Here is a 21,580-nt window from a genome sequence, read left to right as displayed (position 1 = left end):
ACTTTGCCTCAGCCCTGGGGGGCCTACGTGAACGACTGCAGCAAGTGCCGTCACCGGACGATGGAATAGACGGTGGCGCCAGCGCGACACTTTTACTCGGCCCGATGATGGCACGTTGCGGGATTAGGCGGCCGCGAAACGTACGACGATCGGCGTGTTGGACGCGATCGAGTTCGTTTCTACGTATTTTCGCAGTGCTAGAACGGCACCTTCTGGAGAGTCAGAAAAACTGCAAGGCCCTTTCTTTGGGCAAGCGGGAGCCTGGTGGCCGAGGATGATACAGCCGCGGGACCAGCTTGCATCGAGGCCGTAGTGGAATTGTATGGCGGTTCGGTGTGGCACATTATTTAATTCGATGCGCCAGGCGCGGTTTTGTCGAATCAGCCCGATGCCTACCTGACCTCCGGTCCACATCCATTTCTTGGTGCCGTCCCCGCGCACGGCAGCATTGTATGTTCCCTCTGGGATGGAGGAGGGATGGGCGCTGTCCGGCTCGTAGCTTAGCTCAACCGTGTCCGCGATTAGAGTGAGAAGTCCCAATGCATGCTCGGCACTCGCGAGATCGATGCTTCCCGGCACACCGTAGAGTTTGCCCGCGACGCAGGGCAGGCACTTATTTTGGTAGCCTTGCTCACGCACCATCAGAAGTCGGACAGACCCACCTTGTGCTCGCGCAGGTCGCCAAAGCATGGGCAGCAACGCCAAACCGGTTGCCCATGAGACAAACTTGCGTCGTTTCATCGCTACCAACTCCAGTTAGCTGGGTTGGCGGCGTTGAGGAGATTCTGTGCACCTTTGGCAAGTTCGCTTCCGATGTTCCTGGGCGTATTGGCCAACTCCTGAACTGGATCCTTTCGGAGGTTTTCCATCGAGAGATCGATTCCATCTTTCGTGCTTTGGACGCCCTTCCCGAGTTCGCTAAAGGCGTGGCCCGCTCCACTGACGACGCCATTTGCGACTTGAACATGGAATATGACAATCTGACCAACGACAGAGTCCTTCGAAATATTCTCGTTCGTGATGGCCTTGGCCAATTTTTGAAACTCGTTACCATCGCCAAAGCAGCCTGTCTTGCCGAACTCGGCAGTTTTGCACCCTTGAAGCTCAATGAGCGTGAATCGGCCTGCGATGCAGGCCGCTGCGGTTACCGGCACGCCCCCCGATGAGGCGGCACACTGCAGAAGGATCTGTTGACCTGGGCTAAGCTTCAACGAGGAAGAGGCGACACACACGCCGGTGGCCATTGGATCGCCGCCTGACTCAACGGCACATCTGACGATTGAGGCCTGCTCGGGTGGTAGGGTCGTCCCGATCGCGCAGACAGCAAGTCCGGCTTCGGTGGTGGAAGACGTGTAACAAGCAACAACTTTCTTGACAGAATCTGGGATGTTGTTGCCGCCAATGCAAATTATGCGGGCCTGTGTGTCGGACTTTTCCGCGAGGCACTGGGCTACGCGAGCACCATCACCTCCAAACTTTCCGACCAAGCATTTCAGGTCCGCAACGGACTTCGCACCGGAAACGCAAGCCCATTCCGGCGGCAGAGCAGCGTCGAGCGCGCATCCTTTCCTTTTGCTATCAAAGCATTTCTGAAGTTGCTTAATCGCTCGGCTACTAGGTCCATCCGGGAGTAGGCAGTCAACCCGATTGGCACCATTCTCGCTCATTAGGCAGTTTGCCTGTTGGGAAATCTCGGGCGGAATGCTTTTGTGGGCGAGACACGCGGCGGCGGCATCGGCGTCGCCTGTGACTGCGCAAGCCTTGTACGTGTCGACCATCGCGACGAACGAACCTTTTATCTCCGAGTAGGGACGCGGGAGGAGAGCGTCGGTATGCAGCTCACTTATTCTACGTCGCGATGATTGCAGTAGGGCGCCGACTTCTGCGGTTGCGACGGGGTTGGGCATGCATGGTCCGCTATTGAGGCAGTTGACCATAGTGGTAGCGTCAAGTTGATATCCAGCGCAATCAGCGACGGCAGCGACATCGCGAAGTCCGTGATAGACCTTGCATTCAGTTAAGCGGATGCGAGCGACCTCATCTTGCAAATTTTTGAGCTTGAGTTCGGGGGCGTCAACACCAAGGGTGTACGCATCTCGTGGGTCTCGAAACGCAAGCGCGGTGCGCAAAACGGTGGACCTCGGCAAATTGATCTGTGCCGGCACGACAGATGACAAGGGCGGCAGGTCGGGGTTGGACACGATGCGCGCAACGCCCGCTTCGAATTTCTTCTGAATCTCCTCCGACGGCAATCGCGCCGGCCATTTCTCTGCCGGCCTAAATTCCACAATCTTCGGCTCCAGTCCTCCTGAAGCGTTGAAGTCCAAAAGCACCGCCTGGTTGACGGCGGAGTCGAAGTGGTTCTTCAAGGACCAGAAATAGATCGCCTCGAATACTCGCTCGCGTTGCTCTCCCTCGGAGATCTCCCCGCTGGCATTTGGGCGATCAGGAACCTCCAGTCCTGGGCAGAAATCTCCGGTGCATTCCCGCTTGACTACCGCCAGACGCGTCCCGTCGATATAGGTTCTCAGTGGGTCGGCGGCGCCAACCGACCTGCAATGGGTGACAATCGCGGCCTTGTACTCTCCGCGCGCAGTGACCAGTGCGTTCTGCGTCCGCGTCACCTGTTTGTCCGAAGCGATTGACTCAACTTTCGGCACGAACAAATTCGCCTGGTCGCTCAGCGATCGGACGAACTTATCGCCGGCATCCTTGACTGCTTGCCTAAGACAGTCGCCATAGTCCTTGCTGGCCTTAGTGGGGCGCGGCCCGATCGCAGCGAAGTAGTAGCCATAGGCGAGGTCAGCCTCTGCTTTGCCATCCTTCTGGCGCGTAGCAACAACGACGTGCCCGATGCGGCGCTCGAACCATATCGAAGTCTGCGGCGCTGCTTCCGTCGCCCCAGAATCTTGAGCCCATGCAGACCAACTTTGCAATGCCAGTATGGTCGCGAGTAAGCCGAGCAAGAGTCCACGCATGCCGATGCCCCTTATCTTCGAAACATGTTACGAATGCACGCGTCGCCCGTAGTGCACCGTTATGGTTGTTTCCTCAGCCTCCCAGATGAAACGAGGAAGGATCGTCGGGACGATTACCGGGCTGCAACGTTGCAGTTCGCCCCAGCAGGCGCGCTGGCAGCAAGTCCTGCGCGATATTCTTTGGTTGTTCCGGCCATGCGACCAGCCTCAAATGAGGCAGCGCTGACAACTATAAGGTCGCGGACGAACTGCGGCCGCTCCCACAATGACGAATTTTTTTGCTTAAGCAAAGTAATCGCGCGAGCAGTTACCTTATCCGCGACTTGGGGCGTGAGGAATTGCGCCTGAGGATTTGGACCGCAGAACGTGGCGACGTCTGCGGTGCGGCGAGCGGCCCGCAATTCCGTTGCATAGTCGGGTGGGTTGCCTGGATCGGCGCCAAGGGCTTGCGCCACGGCGGTTATGACATCGGTCCTGAGCTTGTCTTCAGCCGTTTGCTCACCAAGGCAGATGAGCGGCAAAGATGCGGTGACAAAGAAAGCCGTTCCCAATGCGGTTGTTTTTATGTTGCGCATGAGCGTCCCCGATTCCAGGAAAATGCGGCGGTTGGCCGTGAGCCGATAAGCGTCCCTCTCCAAGACACGTCATAACTAGCACCAAATCGTGAATGATTGGAAAGGCGAGGCCTAATTTGTAATAGACCTTTTTTGATCGAAAATCTACCCCATCAACTCGTCCATAACCCACTTGGGGAGCTAGTCAACGCACCGCTCTACTTCTCCCTGGGCGGCTTACGACATGCAGGACACTATATTGTGGCGGGAAGGGGGCTGGCCGCTCACGGTCCTATCGGACATGTGATTAAGCGATTGAAAGAGTCTGTCGGAATTTTGGAGTAAGACGGCCAGATAAATAACATTATCAGTCTGTCATCGATTTTCGCCTAAACTGGCAATCATGAAAACGCGTGAGGCTCTTCCCGTCGACGGCACGGGCCCTGAGTTCCCGAACGAAGCGGAGCTCGCCGCATTGCGCGGCTGGTACGCCGGCCTGGACGCACGGGCTGCCGTTGCCCGCTACCTGGGCGACCGCCGGCAAGCCGGTGTGTCGTCGCGCGGCATCCTCGGCCGTATCCGCCGGCAACTCGTCGCGTTCGCCGTGCAACGTCACCGCGAGGACCTGGCTGCCGTCTTCGTCGACCGCCCGTCGAAAGCGTCGGCCGACGGGGTGGCCCGTGCGATTGAAACGCTGCGCAACCTCCCCGTGCCGACCCCGGCGATTACCGACACGCTCGAAGTCTGGTTCCCGCCGCGCATCGTCGCGGCGCTGCAGGCACATGGCATCCGGACCCTGGCCGACCTGACTGTGCGGATTCCGCGGCGACGGCGCTGGTGGGCCGCCATCACCGGACTCGGCATTGCCGGCGCGCGCCGCGTCGAGGCGTTCTTCGCCGCCCATCCGGCGCTGACCGAACGGGCGCGGGCGCTGATTGTCGTGGCGCCGACGGGCAATATCGTGCCGTGGGAGCAACTGCGCGTGCCACACGACGTCGACGGCTCACATGGCCAGTTCCGGGCACCGCAGGCGGCCTGCCTGTTGAACGCGTCGAACGACTACGAGGCGATCCAGTCCTGGCTAGCGTTGCATGAATCGGTCGCCACCCAGCGTGCCTATCGTAAGGAGGCGGAACGCCTGATCCTTTGGGCCATCGTTGAGCGCGGCCGCGCGCTGTCGTCGCTCAACACGGACGATGCGATCGCCTACCGGGGCTTCTTGCGGAAGCCGACGCCACACGAGCGTTGGGTCGGGCCGTCGAGGCCGCGGCGTAGTGTTGAATGGCGGCCGTTTACCGGTCCGCTTTCGGCTCGCTCAGCGGCATATGCGCTGAACGTCCTATCGGCGCTTTTTCGCTGGCTGGTCGAGCAGCGCTACGTGCTCGCGAATCCGTTCGCCGGCGTCAAGGTCAAGAGCCAAGCACAGCGTGCGGGATTGGACGTGTCCCGCGGCTTCTCCGAGGGCGAGTGGCTGCTGACCCGCACGCTCGCCGACGGCCTCGAATGGTCCTACGGCTGGAGCGTACCTGCCGCGCAGCGCCTGCGGTTCCTGCTGGACTTCGGCTATGCCACCGGCTTACGCGCGAGCGAATTGGTCGGCGCAACGCTCGGCGACGTCCGTCGCGATGAGCGCGGCGATCACTGGCTGCATGTGCTCGGCAAGGGCGGAAAGCTGGGCAAGGTGGCGTTGCCATCGCTCGCCCGGGCTGCGCTTGACCAATACCTCGTCCAGCGCGGGCTGCCGGTTACGCCGAGTCGCTGGAACCCGGCGATACCGTTGGTTGCGAGCCTCGATGAGGACGGCGCTGGCATTGAAAGCACGAGGCTTTGGCGTGTGTTGCGGCGGTTCTTCGTGCTGGTCGCCGACGCGATTCAGGGCGAGCGGCCATCGACGGCCGAAAAACTGCGCCGCGCGAGCCCCCATTGGATGCGCCACACGCATGCCTCGCACGCGCTGGCGCGTGGGGCTGAGTTGCTCATGGTCCGCGATAACCTGCGCCACGCGTCAATCTCGACGACGTCAACCTATCTGCATAGTGACGAGGCGCAGCGAGCCCGGCAGTTCGATCAGGCGTTCAGTACGGCGGCTGTCAAGCGGTAATTCGGCCTCGGAAAGCCAGCGTCATGCCGTCTCTCTCGAATCTGCCATTCGCTGCCCATTCGATTAATGTCGGCTGTCTCGCCGTTAGCGGACGGTAAGAGCTAGGATGCGCAAACGCGGTGGGATCTCCTTGAGTATTACTGGGAATATAACTATGTGTCGAAAACGTTTCGAGAATGGTCGCGGACGCAGAGGTAGCGAGAGACATTCGAGAGTCTCTATCCCGATGCCAGTGCCGTCGCTTCACACTTCGACGTCAGCGTTCCGCCCCGTCAGTGGGGCCGCCGATCCGATCGGCGTCGCTGCGCGATGACCGGACTGCTGGTCCGTCTGTCCGCCTGGCGTGCCCGTCGCCGTGCGAGGCTCAGTGCGGAGGCCGCAAGAACCGAACGGCCGGACGGCGGGATCGGTGCGGAGGCACCGATCCGGACTGCTTCCGAGGATCGCCTGAGAAGGGCGGACTTCGCAGGCCGCATAGCCGGCGTGCTCTCGGAACTCAGTTTGCGCGAGGGCAGGGTGTTCGCAATCCGAGGTGGGTGGGGTTTCGGCAAGTCCTCACTTAAGAACCTAATCACCGAGCGGCTCGATGCCAGGAGTGACGGGGCCGACTGGCTTGACTTCAATCCCTGGCAGTGGGGCGCGGGCGATGCGATTGCCCGTGCCCTCTTCGGACAGATAGCGGATCGTCTGGGAGGCGAACATTCGAAGGCAGCGCTCGCCCGCGCCGAAGCGCTTCGACGGTACGGCGCGATCCTTACGGGGGCCAGCGCGCCGCTAAAAAAGGCGGGCGGCTCAAGTCATCTTATCTCGACAGCGCTGACGAACGCCTCGGTGATCGCCGTCGCGTCGGCAATAGGCTTCGACCTCCCGATGGCAGCGAAGGTGGCGACTGGTCTCGCACTCCTCTCGATCGGCACGCCCGTGCTGGGACGAGCACTGTCGCATCTCGGACGTGATCGCGGCAGCGAACCGCTCGACAAGATGCGCGATGCGCTGGAGGTTCGTCTTCGCGAACTCGACCGACCGCTGGTTGTCTTCATCGACGACATCGACCGGCTCGAGCCCGAGCAGATCAGGATGCTTCTCCGGCAGGTGAAGGCTAACGCCAACCTGCCGAACATCGTCTTTGTCCTCCTGTTCCAACCCAGCATCATAGAGCGTGCGCTCGATCCGGTCGCAGACGGTGACGGTCGCGCTTTCCTCGAAAAGGTCGTGCAGGCTAGCTTCGATCTACCGGCGGTTCCGGTATCGATTGTGCATCATATATTCGGTGAAGAGCTCTCCGAGCTGGCGGGAACGCATGCAACGGAGGCGAATGGGTTCTCGCAGACGCGTTGGGGTAACGCGTTCGTCGCCTGCATCCAGCCGCAATTGCGCAACATGCGCGACGCGCGCCGATTGATCTCGTCCATCGCTGTGCACTTACCGTTGCATGCGGCCGGCGACGTGTTTGAGGTCAACATTGTCGACTTCCTTCTTCTGGAGGCGCTCCGGGTCTTCGAACCGGACCTTCATGAGGCGCTGTTCCGAGAGAGGGAACTAGTCCTCCAAGAGGGGCGTTTTCCGGGCTATGGCCGGCGGGATGAGGACAGGACGGCGGCCGAGCGACTTCTCGAGCTTGTGCCGGAGGAGCGCCGCGTCATCGCCCGGGACGTGCTCAAGGACCTCTTTCCGCCACTCGAATGGGCATACGGTGGCACGAACTACGCGGAGGGCTTCCAGCTCAAGTGGCTGACAGCCAAGAGGGTGTGCTCCCGGCGCTACTTCCCGCGTTACTTCGAACTCCAGACAGCGGCTGGCGAAATGTCGGAGCGCCGCTTCGTCGCGTTCCTCGATGCGACGGCGACGGAGGACGGGCTAGCTGCCGCGATCGCCGATGTCGAGACCGACGGCCTTCTGCCCTCGCTCGTCGCGAGGTTCGACGAGTCCGTCGACCGCCTTCCGGTCGACAACGCCGCCGTGCTGCTTCCAGCGATGTTCGGGATCGCCCAGAAGCTTGCAGGCCTGCGCGCCGGCGACCCCTTCAATTCGCCCTGGCTTTCAGCATGGCGAGCGACGAGCTGGTTTCTGAAACGGGTGCCGGAAGGTATGCGGGGTGGTCTGGCGCTTGAGGCGCTCCGCCAGACCAAGGCGCTGTCAATTGCTGCGATCCTGATTAATCTGAACGATCCCGCCGATCGGAAGGAAGGAGAGAACGACGCCTTCGATCCGGCGCTCGACACTGATACCGTCGAGGCAATGAAAGTCGAATGGCTGCGGTTGATGAGGAGCCGCGCCGCGGACGTCGACGCGCTGATCGTCGAACCGGATCTCATGTCGCTCCTGTACCGATGGAGGGACTATGCGGGTTCATTGGACGAACCACGCGAGTGGATGGCTGAGGCGATCCGGACCGACGAGGGCTTCGCAAGGATCGCCACACGCATGATGAGCCGAGGCACAGTCCACGCGTGGGGTGACAGAGTCTCTACACCGCACAACACATTCGACAAACAGACGATCGACGACTTCGTCGGCATTGACGTGGCCAAGGTCAGGTGCGACGCGCTCGATCCCGCAGAATTTCCAGAGCACGAGGAGGCTCTGCGAACGCTGCGTCGCTCTGTTGATATGTGGCTTGGACTAAGAGAGCGCGATCCATTCGATTTCTAATCGGTTGCCCATGTCAAGGCCGAAACCAAGCTGTCCAACCAACGTGGGAGAATTTCGACGGAGGAGGAGGGCAGATTTGCTTGAATCGACAGGGCTGGTGTTGCTGATTGCCTATCGACGTGCTGCTGGAAACGAGGGTGCGTTTTTCCGCTGATGCCAAAGCCGTATCTCATTAGATGTGGATACGCGTTGTGCTGCGGGCGTGCCGGGCCGGTGGCGGCTACCCGTATCCGCATCTAGTCGAGAGCTATATCCGCTTCTAATCAAGTTCGACACTGTTCGCGCATTCCCGAGGGCGGGATTAGTTCGTGAGACGTCTTGGGAGAGTAGGCGGGGCGGGCCGCTCGTGCATGTTGTCTCTAGAACTAATCGACCATAGTCTTCGAAACTAATCCGCCGGGACACGCCGTTTGCCGGGTAATGCCGATACAGGTATTGGCACTACCAGCCAAACCACTGTTTTTAATGGGTTTTTTCGCGCGGCGCCTGCGCCGCGGCGCATTCTGCGTGGCATAATCGATCGCATCCGCAAGGCTTGTAGTCACAACGACCCCGCATACCCATGGCACAGACTCTCTACGACAAACTGTGGAATACCCACGTCGTCCACACCGAGGACGACGGCACGGCATTGCTCTATATCGACCGTCAGCTGCTGCACGAAGTCACGAGCCCGCAGGCATTCGAAGGGCTGAACGTCGCGCACCGCCCGGTGTGGCGCATCAGCGCAAACCTGGCCGTGTCGGACCACAACGTCCCGACCACGGATCGCAGCCACGGCATCGCCGATCCCGTCTCGAAGCTGCAGGTCGACACGCTCGACGCGAACTGCGACGCGTTCGGCATCACGCAGTTCAAGATGAACGACGTACGCCAGGGCATCGTGCACATCATCGGGCCGGAGCAGGGCGCGACGCTGCCGGGCATGACGATCGTCTGCGGCGATTCGCACACGTCGACGCACGGCGCGTTCGGCGCGCTCGCGCACGGCATCGGCACGTCGGAAGTCGAGCACGTGCTGGCGACGCAAACGCTGCTGCAGAAAAAGAGCAAGAACATGCTCGTGAAGGTCGAGGGCGCACTGCCGCGCGGCTGTACCGCGAAGGACATCGTGCTCGCGATCATCGGCAAGATCGGCACGGCCGGCGGCACGGGCTACGCGATCGAATTCGGCGGCTCGACGATCCGCGCGCTGACGATGGAAGGCCGGATGACCGTCTGCAACATGGCGATCGAAGCCGGCGCGCGCGCGGGCATGGTCGCCGTCGACGACACGACGATCGACTACCTGAAGGGCCGTCCGTTCGTGCCGACCGGCGCGGAATGGGACCAGGCCGTCGAGTACTGGCGCGAATTCAAGTCCGACGAAGGCGCGCAGTTCGACCGCGTGGTCGAGCTGAACGCGGCCGAGATCGTCCCGCAGGTCACGTGGGGCACGTCGCCGGAGATGGTCACGTCGATCGACGGTCGCGTGCCCGATCCCGAGCGCGAGAAGGATCCGGTCAAGCGCGGCGCGATCGAACGCGCGCTGGCCTACATGGCGCTCGAGCCGAACACGCCGATCGAGTCGATCAAGGTCGACAAGATCTTCATCGGTTCGTGCACGAACGCGCGCATCGAGGACATCCGCGCGGCCGCGTATGTCGTGAAGAAGCTGAACCGCCGCATCGCATCGAACGTGCGGCTCGCGATGGTCGTGCCGGGCTCGGGCCTCGTGAAGGCGCAAGCCGAGCGCGAAGGGCTCGACAAGGTGTTCACCGATGCGGGTTTCGAATGGCGCGAGCCGGGCTGCTCGATGTGCCTCGCGATGAACGCCGACCGGCTCGAACCGGGCGAGCGCTGCGCATCGACGTCGAACCGCAACTTCGAAGGCCGGCAGGGCGCGGGCGGTCGCACGCACCTCGTGAGCCCCGCGATGGCGGCGGCGGCGGCGATCGAAGGCCACTTCGTCGACATTCGCCAGCTGGGGTAACGCGTGACGGCATCGAAGCTCATCGCGCGGCTGGTTGCCGCGCTGGCGCTCGCGGGGCTGGGCTTCGGCCTTGCGGGCTGCAATACCGTCCGAGGCTTCGGCCAGGACGTCAATGCCGCCGGTAACGCGCTGCAGCGCGCCGCGGACTGACGCCCGCCAGGAATTTGTCGATGTGCGCCGGCTGAATGCCGGCCCTTCAACCGGATAGACGGATCATGGAAAAATTCACAGTGCATACCGGCGTCGTGGCGCCGCTCGATCGCGAGAACGTCGACACCGACGCGATCATCCCGAAGCAGTTCCTGAAGTCGATCAAGCGCACGGGCTTCGGTCCGAACGCGTTCGACGAGTGGCGTTACCTCGACCACGGCGAGCCGGGCCAGGACAACTCGAAGCGCCCGCTGAACCCGGACTTCGTGCTGAACCAGCCGCGCTACCAGGGCGCATCGGTGCTGCTCGCACGCAAGAACTTCGGCTGCGGCAGCTCGCGCGAGCACGCGCCGTGGGCGCTGCAGCAGTACGGCTTCCGCGCGATCATCGCGCCGAGCTTCGCCGACATCTTCTTCAACAACTGCTACAAGAACGGGCTGCTGCCGATCGTGCTGACCGAGCAGCAGGTCGATCACCTGTTCAACGACACGTATGCGTTCAACGGCTATCAGCTGACGGTCGACCTCGACGCACAGGTCGTGCGCACCGGCGACGGCCGCGAGTATCCGTTCGACATCGCCGCGTTCCGCAAGTACTGCCTGCTGAACGGCTTTGACGACATCGGCCTGACGCTGCGTCACGCGGACAAGATCCGCCAGTTCGAAGCCGAGCGGCTCGCGAAGCAGCCGTGGCTCAACAACAAGCTGGTCGGCTGAGATTGCCTCCGGGCGGGCGCGCATGACGCGCGCTCGCCGACCTGCCACCCACACCTACCCAGTCAGGAATAACGCATGAAGATTGCAGTGCTGCCCGGCGACGGCATCGGTCCGGAAATCGTCAACGAAGCCGTCAAGGTGCTGAACGCCCTCGACGAACAGTTCGAACTCGAGCAGGCGCCGGTCGGCGGCGCGGGCTACGAGGCGAGCGGTCATCCGCTGCCGGACGCGACGCTGAAACTCGCGAAGGAAGCGGACGCAATCCTGTTCGGCGCGGTCGGCGACTGGAAGTACGACTCGCTCGAGCGCGCGCTGCGCCCCGAGCAGGCGATCCTCGGGCTGCGCAAGCACCTCGAGCTGTTCGCGAACTTCCGCCCGGCAATCTGCTATCCGCAGCTCGTCGATGCGTCGCCGCTGAAGCCGGAACTGGTCGCGGGCCTCGACATCCTGATCGTGCGCGAACTGAACGGCGACATCTACTTCGGCCAGCCGCGCGGCGTGCGTGCAGCGCCGGACGGCCCGTTCGCCGGCGCGCGCGAAGGCTTCGACACGATGCGCTACTCGGAACCGGAAGTGCGCCGCATCGCGCACGTCGCGTTCCAGGCCGCGCAAAAGCGCGCGAAGAAGCTGCTGTCGGTCGACAAGTCGAACGTGCTCGAAACGTCGCAGTTCTGGCGCGACGTCATGATCGACGTGTCGAAGGAATACGCGGACGTCGAGCTGTCGCACATGTACGTCGACAACGCGGCGATGCAGCTCGCGAAGGCGCCGAAGCAGTTCGACGTGATCGTGACCGGCAACATGTTCGGCGACATCCTGTCGGATGAAGCGTCGATGCTGACGGGCTCGATCGGCATGCTGCCGTCGGCGTCGCTCGACAAGAACAACAAGGGTCTGTACGAGCCGTCGCACGGTTCGGCGCCGGACATCGCGGGCAAGGGCATCGCGAACCCGCTGGCGACGATCCTGTCGGCCGCGATGATGCTGCGCTACTCGCTGAATCGCGCCGAGCAGGCCGATCGCATCGAGCGCGCGGTGAAAACGGTGCTCGAACAAGGCTATCGCACCGGCGACATCGCGACGCCGGGCTGCAAGCAGGTCGGCACGGCGGCGATGGGCGATGCGGTGCTCGCCGCGCTGTAACGCGCATGGCGATGACGTACGGTATTTAATGTAGAAAGGGCGCGAACAGGCCATGAAATCGGCCGGTTCGCGCAGGGTTGGCCGTTGTGCGGGCAACCGGCTTTGTGTAGACTCGAACGATGGCGCTGATTTCCCTGATCTCCCCGGTCCTGAAACTCCACGGCAACACTGCCCGTGTGGGTGCGCGCGCCATCGTCATCACGAAAACCATTACCACGAAAACGATCATTAAACGCTGATCGTCCGTCGTGCCCGCCTGTTTCCCCGCGCGGTCACGCCGGGGGCGGAAATGGCGGGGAAGCTCCATTCAAAGGGTTAGTCATGAACGTAGGTCTCGTAGGTTGGCGCGGCATGGTCGGCAGCGTGCTGATGCAACGCATGCAGGAAGAAGGTGATTTCGACCTGATCGAACCGGTGTTTTTCAGCACCAGCAACACGGGCGGCAAGGCGCCGTCGTTCGCGAAAAACGAGACTACGCTCAAGGACGCGACCAACGTCGACGAGCTGAAGAAGTGCGACGTGATCATCACGTGCCAGGGCGGCGATTACACGAACGACGTGTTCCCGAAGCTGCGCGCGGCCGGCTGGAACGGCTACTGGATCGACGCGGCTTCGTCGCTGCGGATGAAGGACGACGCGGTCATCATCCTCGATCCGGTCAACCTCGACGTGATCAAGGACGCGCTCGTCAAGGGCACGAAGAACTTCGTCGGCGGCAACTGCACGGTCAGCCTTATGCTGATGGCGCTCGGCGGCCTGTTCCGCGAGAACCTGGTCGACTGGATGACGGCAATGACCTACCAGGCCGCATCGGGCGCGGGCGCGCAGAACATGCGCGAACTGCTGTCGCAGATGGGCGCGCTGCACGGCGCGGTGCAGGAACAGCTCGCCGATCCGGCTTCCGCGATTCTCGACATCGATCGCCGCGTGCTCGCGACGATGAACAGCGATGCGATGCCGACGAGCCACTTCGGCGTGCCGCTCGCCGGTTCGCTGATTCCGTGGATCGACAAGGATCTCGGCAACGGGATGTCGAAGGAAGAGTGGAAGGGCGGCGCGGAAACCAACAAGATCCTCGGCAAGCCGGCCATGGGCGAGCCGGGTTCGATTCCGGTCGACGGGCTGTGCGTGCGGATTGGCGCGATGCGCTGCCACTCGCAGGCGCTGACGATCAAGCTGAAGAAGGATGTCCCGCTCGACGAAATCAACGGCATCCTCGCGTCGGCGAACGACTGGGTGAAGGTCGTGCCGAACGAGCGTGAAGCGTCGATGCGCGATCTGTCGCCGGCGAAGATCACCGGCACGCTGACGGTGCCGGTCGGCCGCCTGCGCAAGCTCGCGATGGGCGGCGAATACCTGTCGGCGTTCACGGTCGGCGACCAGCTGCTGTGGGGCGCGGCCGAGCCGCTGCGCCGCATGCTGCGTATCCTGCTCGACAAGTAAGGATCGACGCGCGAAGCGAGACGCCTGCCAGCCCTTTGCGGGGCGGCAGGCGTTTTTCATTGGTCGGCGCCGGGCATGGACGGCCGCATCCGTCGGCGACGAATTCGGCCGGAACCCGATCGTGTGAAGTAAACTATGCGGTTACGACGCGCAGAGTCGCCGAAAGCGTCGCGTTCTGCGCGACGCTTTTGCATTTCTGCGGCGACTTTATTGACGCTTCCCTACGCGAATCCGAGCCGCGCCCGCGCGCGGCGATTGAGCCTACGATGTCCCGAATTTCCTTGTTTCCGCGTCAGTCCCGTCTGTCGCGCGCCGTGCGTGGCGCGCTGGCGATCCTGGCGCTCGGCACGGCCGTGTCGGCCGGGGCGGCCGACACCGGCGAGCTGGCGGCGTCCGCCGCCGGCGGCCCCGCGCCGCTGAACGTGACGGTCCAGCCGGGCCAGTCGTTGAACGACCTCGCGAAAGCGGCCACGCAGTCGCACGACCCGGCCGTGCTCGCGCGCGCCGGCCGTGCGCTGTTCGACGCCAATCCGCAGGCGTTCATGAAGCGCGACCCGAGCCGCCTGAAAGTCGGTGCGACGCTGACGGTGCCGGCGCTCGACGCGACGGGCGCGGCGCTCGTGCCGGCCGGTGCGTCGAGCGCGTCCGGTGCAGCGGCGGTGTCGGCGCCAGCGTCGGCGGTGGTAGCCGCGTCAGGCACGGCCGCAGTCGCGCAGCATGGCGCGTCCGCGCCGCACCCGGGGTCGGCCGTGCAAAGCGCACCGGCCGCATCGGCTGCGCATGCGGCGCCGGTCAGCGGTGCAAGCGTCGCGGTGGCGGCAGGGGCGTCGGCGCCGATCGGCGCATCCGCCGCGCATGGCGCGTCGATGGTTGAACCCGTTCAGCCGGTAGCGCCTGCGGCTGGCGCAAGCGGGCCGCACGTATGGAGCGGCGCGATCCAGTCCGCACCGTCGTCCGCGAGCGACGCCGCTGCGCAGGTCGCACCGGACGGCGCGGCTCAAGGCATGCACGAACCGTCCGCGGCGGCACCCGTCGCGGGCGCGTCGCAGCCACGGCCGTCGAGCCTTCAGCAACTGCTCGCGCTGAAGAACCGCGTGCTGATGGAGCTGCAGAAGCACGGGATCGGCAAGCCGGCCGACACGAACAACGTTGCACCGGCGCGTGCGCCGGCTCCGGCACCCGCTGCGCCGCGCCCCGCCGCGAATGACGCAGGTGCATCGGCTGCCGCGTCCGCGTCGGCCGCGAGCGAAGCGGCGGCCGGTGTGGTCGCCAGCGCGGTGCAGCCGGCATCGGCGCCCGTGCAGCCGGCCGTGCCCGTCACGACCGCCGCGCCCGCGCGCGGTGCGGCACAGATCGACTGGCGTCCGACAGCAATGGCCGGCGCGGCCGTGCTCGTTCTCGCGGCCTGGTTCGCGTGGCGCAAGCGCCGGAAAGCGCGGCCTGCCGATGCGATCACCCCGGAATCCGGCGGGGCGGCTGCCGTCGATGCAGGCGCATCGTCGTCGCCCGTCGAACCCTTGCCGCCGATCCTTCCCGAGACGCTGCTTGCACGCGACGCAGCGGCCGATGTGAATCTGATCGCGGCAACCGCGGCAGCGGCGGGGGCCGTCGACACGCATGAAGCCGAGGTCGCGTCGTCGCCGGAAACCGTGAAGCCGCACGACGATCAACCGGAAGCGCCGTCCGCGCACGTCGCGCTCGAACGCGGCGCAGCGCCGGCCTCGCACGACGTGAAGCCCGTCGCGGAAACGGCCGCGGACGAGCCACTGCAAACGCCAGCGGCGCCTTCGACGAACGACGCCCAGCACGCGGCGCTGATGCAGAACGCGATCAGCGCGCTCAACAGCCTCGACATGCCGTTGCCGCCGCGCCAGGCGGACGAGCCGGCCGCACGGGAAGGGCAAGCCGAAAGCGACCAAATCGCAACTAACGGTCAATTCGCATCGCGTCCGCCGATTGGCGCGGGCGATCTGTCCCCGGAACACCCGGCCGACCAGGACGACGAGTTCGGCTGGGATCCGGATGCGGCAACGCCCGCACCGCACGCAGGCGGTGCATCCGCGCCGTCGTCGCTGCCGCCGCTCGGCGGCGCGCAGTTCGGCGCGTTGAACCTGGATTTCGATCTCGACCTGCCGTCCGCGCCGGGCGCCGCGTTGCCCGCGCTGACGCCGGAAGAGCTCGCGCGCATCGCCCGCAACAAGCTGGATCTCGCGTCGGAGTACGTCGAACTGGGTGACCTGTCAGGCGCGCGCACGCTGCTGCAGGAGGTGATCGACGCGAACGACGCCGCCACCGGCGACGATGCGCGTGCGCTGCTCGCGAAACTGGCGGACGAGGCGTAATGCGGATCGCGCTGGGAATTCAGTACGACGGTGCCGCGTTCTGTGGCTGGCAGGCGCAGCCGCACGGCAAGACCGTGCAGGACGCGCTCGAGTGCGCGCTCGGCGAATTCGCGTGCGTGCCGTTGCACACGACGGTCGCGGGGCGGACCGATACGGGCGTGCACGGGCTCGGGCAGGTCGTGCACTTCGACACGGACCTCGACCGCACGGATTTCTCGTGGGTGCGCGGCACCAACGCGTTCCTGCCGTCGACCGTTTCCGTGCAGTGGGCGAAGCCGATGCCGGACACGTTCCATGCGCGATTCTCGGCGTTCGAACGCACCTATTACTACGTGCTGTACGTGCATCCCGTGCGCTCGCCGATGCTGGCCGGCCGGGCGGGATGGATCCACACGCCGCTCGACGACGACGCGATGCGCGCCGCCGCCGCGCACCTGATCGGCGAGCATGACTTCTCGTCGTTCCGGTCGTCGGAATGCCAGTCGAAGACGCCGGTCAAACACCTGTATCAGATCGACGTGCGGCGCGCCGGCCACTTCATTCATTTCCGCTTCCGCGCGAACGCGTTCCTGCACCACATGGTGCGCAACCTGATGGGCTGCCTCGTCGCGGTCGGGCGCGGCCGCTATCCGGCGGACTGGCTCGCCGACGTGCTGGCCGGGCGCGACCGCAAGCTCGCCGCGCCCACGTTCATGGCCGACGGGCTGTATCTTGCCCATGTCGGCTACCCGGCGGAATTCGCCGTCCCGCCCGCGCAACTCGGCAGCGTGCCGTGGAGCAGCGTCTGGGCCGATCTGGACCTACCATCATGACGGATCACGCCGTGTCTTCTCCGACTTCCGCCGCGACCGGCCTCGCGCCGCGCACGCGCATCAAGCTGTGCGGCCTGTCGCGCCCCGAGGACGTGCTGCACGCCGCGGCACTCGGCGCCGACGCGATCGGCCTGGTGTTCTACCCGAAGAGCCCGCGCGCGGTGTCGATCGCGCAGGCGGCCGAACTGGCGCGCCTCGCGCCGCCGTTCGTATCGGTGGTCGGGCTGTTCGTGAACGCGACCGAAGCCGAGATCGAGGCGGTCGTGCGCGACGTGCCGCTCACGGTGCTGCAATTCCACGGCGACGAGACGCCGGAGCAGTGCGACGCGCTTGGCCGCGCGGCACGCCTGCCGTGGTTGCGCGCGGTGCGCGTCGGCCCCTCGACGCAGCCGTCCGATTTGGTAGAATCGGCACTTCATTATTCGAAAGCGCGCGGCCTCCTGTTCGACACCCTGGTGCCGGACTACGGCGGTAGCGGCAAGGTCTTCGATTGGTCTCTTATTCCCGCAGAGCTCGCGCATCGGGCCGTTTTGAGTGGTGGCTTGAGCGCGCAAAACGTCGGTGATGCGATCCGCCAGTTGCGCCCATTTGCTGTCGATGTCTCGAGTGGCATCGAAGTGGAGGGCGCGAAGGGCGTGAAGGATCACGCCCGGATGGCGGCGTTCGTACGCGCGGTGCGCGAAGCGGACGCCCGGTGATTCAAGAAGGTGCGACCCCCGAACGCGGGGCGCGCCGACCAATCGAGAGTGACACCATGTACAACCTTCCTGATGATCGCGGCCATTTCGGCCCGTATGGCGGCGTGTTCGTCGCCGAGACGCTGATTCACGCGCTGGACGAACTGCGCGCCGCGTATGAAAAATTCCGGAACGACCCCGATTTCGTCGCCGAATACGAGCGCGAACTGAAGCACTTCGTCGGCCGTCCGTCGCCGATCTATCACGCGCAGCGCTGGAGCGAAACGCTCGGCGGCGCGCAGATCTACCTGAAGCGCGAGGACCTGAACCACACCGGCGCGCACAAGATCAACAACGTGATCGGCCAGGCGCTGCTCGCGAAGCGCATGGGCAAGAAGCGCGTGATCGCCGAGACGGGCGCCGGCCAGCACGGCGTCGCGACGGCGACGATCTGCGCGCGCTTCGGGATGGAGTGCATCGTCTACATGGGCGCCGAGGACGTGCGCCGCCAAGCCGCGAACGTCTACCGGATGAAGCTGCTCGGCGCGACGGTCGTGCCGGTCGAATCGGGTTCGCGCACGCTGAAGGACGCGCTGAACGAAGCGATGCGCGACTGGGTCACCAACATCGAAAGCACGTTCTACATCATCGGCACGGTCGCGGGCCCGCACCCGTATCCGGCGATGGTGCGCGACTTCCAGCGCGTGATCGGCGACGAGTGCAAGGTGCAGATGCCGGAACTCGCCGGCCGGCAGCCGGACGCGGTGATTGCGTGCGTCGGCGGCGGCTCGAACGCGATGGGTATCTTCTATCCGTATATCGACGACACCTCGGTGCAGCTGATTGGCGTCGAAGCGGCCGGCGACGGCCTCGACACCGGCCGTCACGCGGCGTCGCTGATCGCCGGCAGCCCCGGCGTGCTGCACGGCAACCGCACGTACCTGCTGCAGGACGACGACGGCCAGATCATCGAGACGCATTCGGTGTCGGCCGGTCTCGACTATCCGGGTGTCGGCCCCGAGCACGCATGGCTGAAGGACAGCGGCCGCGCGCAATACGTGCCGATCACCGACGAGGAGGCGCTGAAGGCGTTCCACGATTGCTGCCGGATCGAGGGGATCATCCCCGCGCTCGAGTCGAGCCACGCGATCGCGTATGGCGTGAAGCTCGCGCCGACGTTGCCGAAGGACAAGATCCTGCTCGTCAACCTGTCGGGCCGCGGCGACAAGGACATGCACACGGTCGCCGAGCGATCGGGCATCGCGCTCTGACCCGACCGATGCGTGACCTGATCGAACAGCCGGGCGGCGGCGCCGCGAGCGAAGCGGAGGCGGGGCAGCCCGCCGTCGCCGTGCCGCGCGCACGGCCGTCCGGGATCGAACTGCACAACCGCGATTTCATGACCGAAGCCGCGCGCCTGCCGGATGCGTCGATCGACCTGATCGTCGCCGATCCGCCGTACGGGCTCGGCAAGGACTACGGCAACGACTCGGACAAGCGTTCGGGCGACGAGTTTCTCGCGTGGACGCGCGAGTGGCTCGAGCTCGCGATTCCGAAGCTCAAGCCGAGCGGGTCGATGTACATCTTCTGCACGTGGCAGTACGCGCCGGAAATCTTCAGCTTCCTGAAGACGAAGCTCACGATGGTCAACGAGATCATCTGGGATCGACGCGTGCCGAGCATGGGCGGCACGACGCGCCGTTTCACGTCGGTGCACGACAACATCGGCTTTTTCGCGGTTTCCAGGGCGTATTACTTCGATCTCGATCCGGTCCGCATCCCGTACGACGCCGACACGAAGAAGGCCCGCTCGCGCAAGCTGTTCGAAGGCAGCAAGTGGCTGGAGATGGGCTACAACCCGAAGGACGTCTGGTCGGTCTCGCGCCTGCATCGGCAGCACGCGGAGCGCGTCGATCATCCGACCCAGAAGCCGCTGGAAATCATCGAGCGGATGGTGCTCGCAAGCTGCCCGCCGGGCGGCCGCGTGCTCGATCCGTTCATGGGCAGCGGCACGACCGCGGTGGCCTGCGCACGGCAGGGGCGCGACTTCGTCGGCTACGAGATCAACGAAAGTTATTGCGCGATCGCGCACGAGCGCGTGAACGCGCTCGCCGCGCAGGCGTGCGCGTGAGTCGCGCCGCCGCAGTGCCGATCGCTGCTTTGCATGGACCGGAGTAAGCGCTAAAGCGCTAACTCCGGTCGACAAAGGAAAATTGCCATGAATCGTATCCAGCAGACCTTCGCCGCACTCGCCGAACAAGGCCGCAAGGGCCTGATCCCGTTCATCACGGCCGGCGACCCCGATCCCGCGAAAACCGTCGAGTTCATGCACGCGCTCGCCGAAGGCGGCGCCGACGTGATCGAGCTCGGCGTGCCGTTCTCGGACCCGATGGCCGACGGCCCGGTGATCCAGCGCTCGTCGGAGCGCGCGCTCGCGCGCGGCGTCACGCTCAAGAGCGTGCTCGCCGACGTGAAGCGCTTCCGCGAGACCGACCAGAAGACCCCCGTCGTGCTGATGGGCTATGCGAACCCGATCGAGCGGATGGGCGTCGACGCGTTCGCGGCCCAAGCGCAGGCAGCCGGCGTCGACGGCGTGCTCGTCGTCGACTATCCGCCCGAGGAAGCCGGCGTGTTCGCCGAGAAAATGCGTGCCGCGCAGATCGATCCGATCTTCCTGCTCGCCCCGACGTCGACCGACGAGCGCATCGCCGACGTGGGCAAGATCGCGAGCGGCTACGTGTACTACGTGTCGCTCAAGGGCGTGACCGGCGCCGGAAATCTGGATGTTTCGAGCATTGCGGGTAAAATCCCGGCCATCAAGTCGCGCGTGCCGGTTCCGGTGGGCGTCGGCTTCGGCATCCGCGACGCCGAAACGGCGCGCGCGGTGGCCGAAGTGTCGGACGCCGTCGTGATCGGCAGCCGCCTGGTGCAACTGCTCGAGAGCGCCGCGCCGGAAGGCGCCGCCGCCGCGCTGAAGACATTCATCGCCGAGCTGCGCGCCGCCCTGGACGGCGCCGGCAAGACGGCGCGATAAACACAACACAGGAGGCGGGAACGGGCCGGTCGGCCCGCCCCGCCACGGAACAGGAAACCATACACGATGAGCTGGCTCGACAAACTGTTGCCGCCGAAGATCAAGCAGACCGACCCGAAAAGCCGCAAGGGCATTCCGGAAGGCCTGTGGGTCAAATGCCCGTCCTGCGAGGCCGTGCTGTACCGCAACGACGTGGACGCGAACCTGCACGTGTGCCCGAAGTGCGATCACCACATGCGCATCGGCGCGCGCGAGCGCCTCGACGGGCTGCTCGATCCGGAAGGCCGCTATGAAATCGGCCAGGAAATCGTGCCGGTCGACTCGCTGAAGTTCAAGGACAGCCGCAAGTACCCCGATCGTCTGAAGGAAGCGATGGACGAGACGGGCGAGACCGACGCGATGGTCGTGATGGGCGGGGCGATTCACACGCTGCCCGTCGTCGCGGCCTGTTTCGAGTTCTCGTTCATGGGCGGCTCGATGGGGTCGGTCGTCGGCGAGCGTTTCGCGCGCGGCGCGCAGAACGCGCTGGAACAGCACGTGCCGTTCATCTGCTTCACGGCGTCGGGCGGCGCACGGATGCAGGAAAGCCTGCTGTCGCTGATGCAGATGGCGAAGACCACCGCGATGCTGACCAAGCTGGCCGAAGCCAAGCTGCCGTTCATCTCGGTGCTGACCGATCCGACGATGGGCGGCGTGTCGGCGAGCTTCGCGTTCCTCGGCGACGTCGTGATCGCGGAGCCGAAGGCGCTGATCGGCTTCGCCGGCCCGCGCGTGATCGAGCAGACGGTTCGCGAGAAGCTGCCGGAAGGCTTCCAGCGCGCGGAATTCCTGCTGACGACGGGCGCGATCGACATGATCGTCGACCGCCGCAAGATGCGCGACGAGATCGCGCAGCTGCTCGCGCTGCTGCAGCGACAGCCGGCCGACGCGCTGGCCTGATCGGCGCGGCGTTGTGAACTGCGCGCGTCGCCCGGCTGAACCGCCGGGCGGCGCGTTTCGTTTTTTG

18 protein-coding genes are annotated in these 21,580 nt (G+C 64.7%); 15 read left to right on the top strand and 3 right to left on the bottom strand.

Translation table 11 applies throughout. The features are described from left to right. Positions 1-123 precede the first annotated feature (123 nt). The 3 genes from ACVK00_RS00980 to ACVK00_RS00970 all read right to left on the bottom strand — a co-directional run bounded on the left by ACVK00_RS00980 (position 124) and on the right by ACVK00_RS00970 (position 3,616). Entirely contained in the window at positions 124-741 is a 618-nt protein-coding gene (locus ACVK00_RS00980; protein ID WP_354123116.1) for a DUF5675 family protein, read from the bottom strand. A gap of 2 nt (positions 742-743) precedes the next feature. Then, positions 744-2,978 (bottom strand): hypothetical protein, encoded by a 2,235-nt coding sequence (locus ACVK00_RS00975; protein WP_456826937.1) that lies wholly within the window; start codon positions 2,976-2,978, stop codon positions 744-746. 113 nt (positions 2,979-3,091) lie between these two features. Continuing rightward, positions 3,092-3,616 (bottom strand): hypothetical protein, encoded by a 525-nt coding sequence (locus ACVK00_RS00970; RefSeq protein WP_456826936.1) that lies wholly within the window; start codon positions 3,614-3,616, stop codon positions 3,092-3,094. A 319-nt stretch (positions 3,617-3,935) separates the two neighbouring features. Here ACVK00_RS00970 and ACVK00_RS00965 point away from each other — a divergent pair, with 319 nt between their 5' ends. The 15 genes from ACVK00_RS00965 to accD all read left to right on the top strand — a co-directional run bounded on the left by ACVK00_RS00965 (position 3,936) and on the right by accD (position 21,513). Next, the gene (locus ACVK00_RS00965) at positions 3,936-5,633 is read left to right on the top strand and encodes a phage integrase family protein (protein ID WP_354123113.1); all 1,698 of its coding nucleotides are present in this window, start codon (positions 3,936-3,938) and stop codon (positions 5,631-5,633) included. Between the two features lie 309 nt (positions 5,634-5,942). Continuing rightward, positions 5,943-8,285, top strand: a complete 2,343-nt coding sequence (locus tag ACVK00_RS00960; protein ID WP_354123112.1) for a KAP family P-loop NTPase fold protein — start codon at positions 5,943-5,945, stop codon at positions 8,283-8,285. A gap of 562 nt (positions 8,286-8,847) precedes the next feature. Next, complete coding sequence (leuC, locus tag ACVK00_RS00955) at positions 8,848-10,257, top strand: 3-isopropylmalate dehydratase large subunit (protein WP_228909482.1); 1,410 nt, start codon at positions 8,848-8,850, stop codon at positions 10,255-10,257. A gap of 3 nt (positions 10,258-10,260) precedes the next feature. Continuing rightward, positions 10,261-10,407 (top strand): entericidin A/B family lipoprotein, encoded by a 147-nt coding sequence (locus ACVK00_RS00950; protein WP_011658379.1) that lies wholly within the window; start codon positions 10,261-10,263, stop codon positions 10,405-10,407. 65 nt (positions 10,408-10,472) lie between these two features. Then, positions 10,473-11,123 (top strand): 3-isopropylmalate dehydratase small subunit, encoded by a 651-nt coding sequence (leuD, locus tag ACVK00_RS00945; RefSeq protein ID WP_006756677.1) that lies wholly within the window; start codon positions 10,473-10,475, stop codon positions 11,121-11,123. A gap of 75 nt (positions 11,124-11,198) precedes the next feature. Then, positions 11,199-12,266 (top strand): 3-isopropylmalate dehydrogenase, encoded by a 1,068-nt coding sequence (gene leuB / locus ACVK00_RS00940; protein WP_166725030.1) that lies wholly within the window; start codon positions 11,199-11,201, stop codon positions 12,264-12,266. 119 nt (positions 12,267-12,385) lie between these two features. Beyond that, a complete protein-coding gene (locus ACVK00_RS00935; protein WP_006487736.1) occupies positions 12,386-12,505 on the top strand; it encodes a hypothetical protein in 120 nt (39 codons plus the stop codon). Between the two features lie 82 nt (positions 12,506-12,587). Then, a complete protein-coding gene (gene asd / locus ACVK00_RS00930; RefSeq protein WP_006756674.1) occupies positions 12,588-13,709 on the top strand; it encodes an aspartate-semialdehyde dehydrogenase in 1,122 nt (373 codons plus the stop codon). A 266-nt stretch (positions 13,710-13,975) separates the two neighbouring features. After that, on the top strand, positions 13,976-16,051 hold the full coding sequence (locus tag ACVK00_RS00925) for a FimV/HubP family polar landmark protein (protein WP_284893819.1): 2,076 nt from the start codon (positions 13,976-13,978) through the stop codon (positions 16,049-16,051). After that, positions 16,051-16,863: a tRNA pseudouridine(38-40) synthase TruA gene (gene truA, locus ACVK00_RS00920; RefSeq protein WP_284893820.1), complete on the top strand. Its 813-nt coding sequence runs from the start codon at positions 16,051-16,053 to the stop codon at positions 16,861-16,863. The genes ACVK00_RS00925 and truA overlap by 1 nt, the downstream gene beginning before the upstream one ends. After that, positions 16,860-17,561, top strand: a complete 702-nt coding sequence (locus ACVK00_RS00915; RefSeq protein WP_284893821.1) for a phosphoribosylanthranilate isomerase — start codon at positions 16,860-16,862, stop codon at positions 17,559-17,561. The genes truA and ACVK00_RS00915 overlap by 4 nt, the downstream gene beginning before the upstream one ends. A 56-nt stretch (positions 17,562-17,617) precedes the next feature. Then, complete coding sequence (trpB, locus tag ACVK00_RS00910) at positions 17,618-18,811, top strand: tryptophan synthase subunit beta (protein ID WP_175725112.1); 1,194 nt, start codon at positions 17,618-17,620, stop codon at positions 18,809-18,811. An 8-nt stretch (positions 18,812-18,819) separates the two neighbouring features. Continuing rightward, the gene (locus tag ACVK00_RS00905) at positions 18,820-19,671 is read left to right on the top strand and encodes a DNA-methyltransferase (protein ID WP_166725241.1); all 852 of its coding nucleotides are present in this window, start codon (positions 18,820-18,822) and stop codon (positions 19,669-19,671) included. Between the two features lie 87 nt (positions 19,672-19,758). After that, a complete protein-coding gene (gene trpA, locus ACVK00_RS00900) occupies positions 19,759-20,574 on the top strand; it encodes a tryptophan synthase subunit alpha (RefSeq protein WP_006755100.1) in 816 nt (271 codons plus the stop codon). Positions 20,575-20,640: 66 nt separating this feature from the next. Then, complete coding sequence (gene accD, locus ACVK00_RS00895; RefSeq protein WP_006755101.1) at positions 20,641-21,513, top strand: acetyl-CoA carboxylase, carboxyltransferase subunit beta; 873 nt, start codon at positions 20,641-20,643, stop codon at positions 21,511-21,513. The last annotated feature ends 67 nt before the right edge of the window (positions 21,514-21,580 follow it).

The sequence above is a fragment of the Burkholderia sp. PvR073 genome (assembly GCF_054055695.1).
This window is presented reverse-complemented; position numbering and strand designations above follow the sequence as displayed.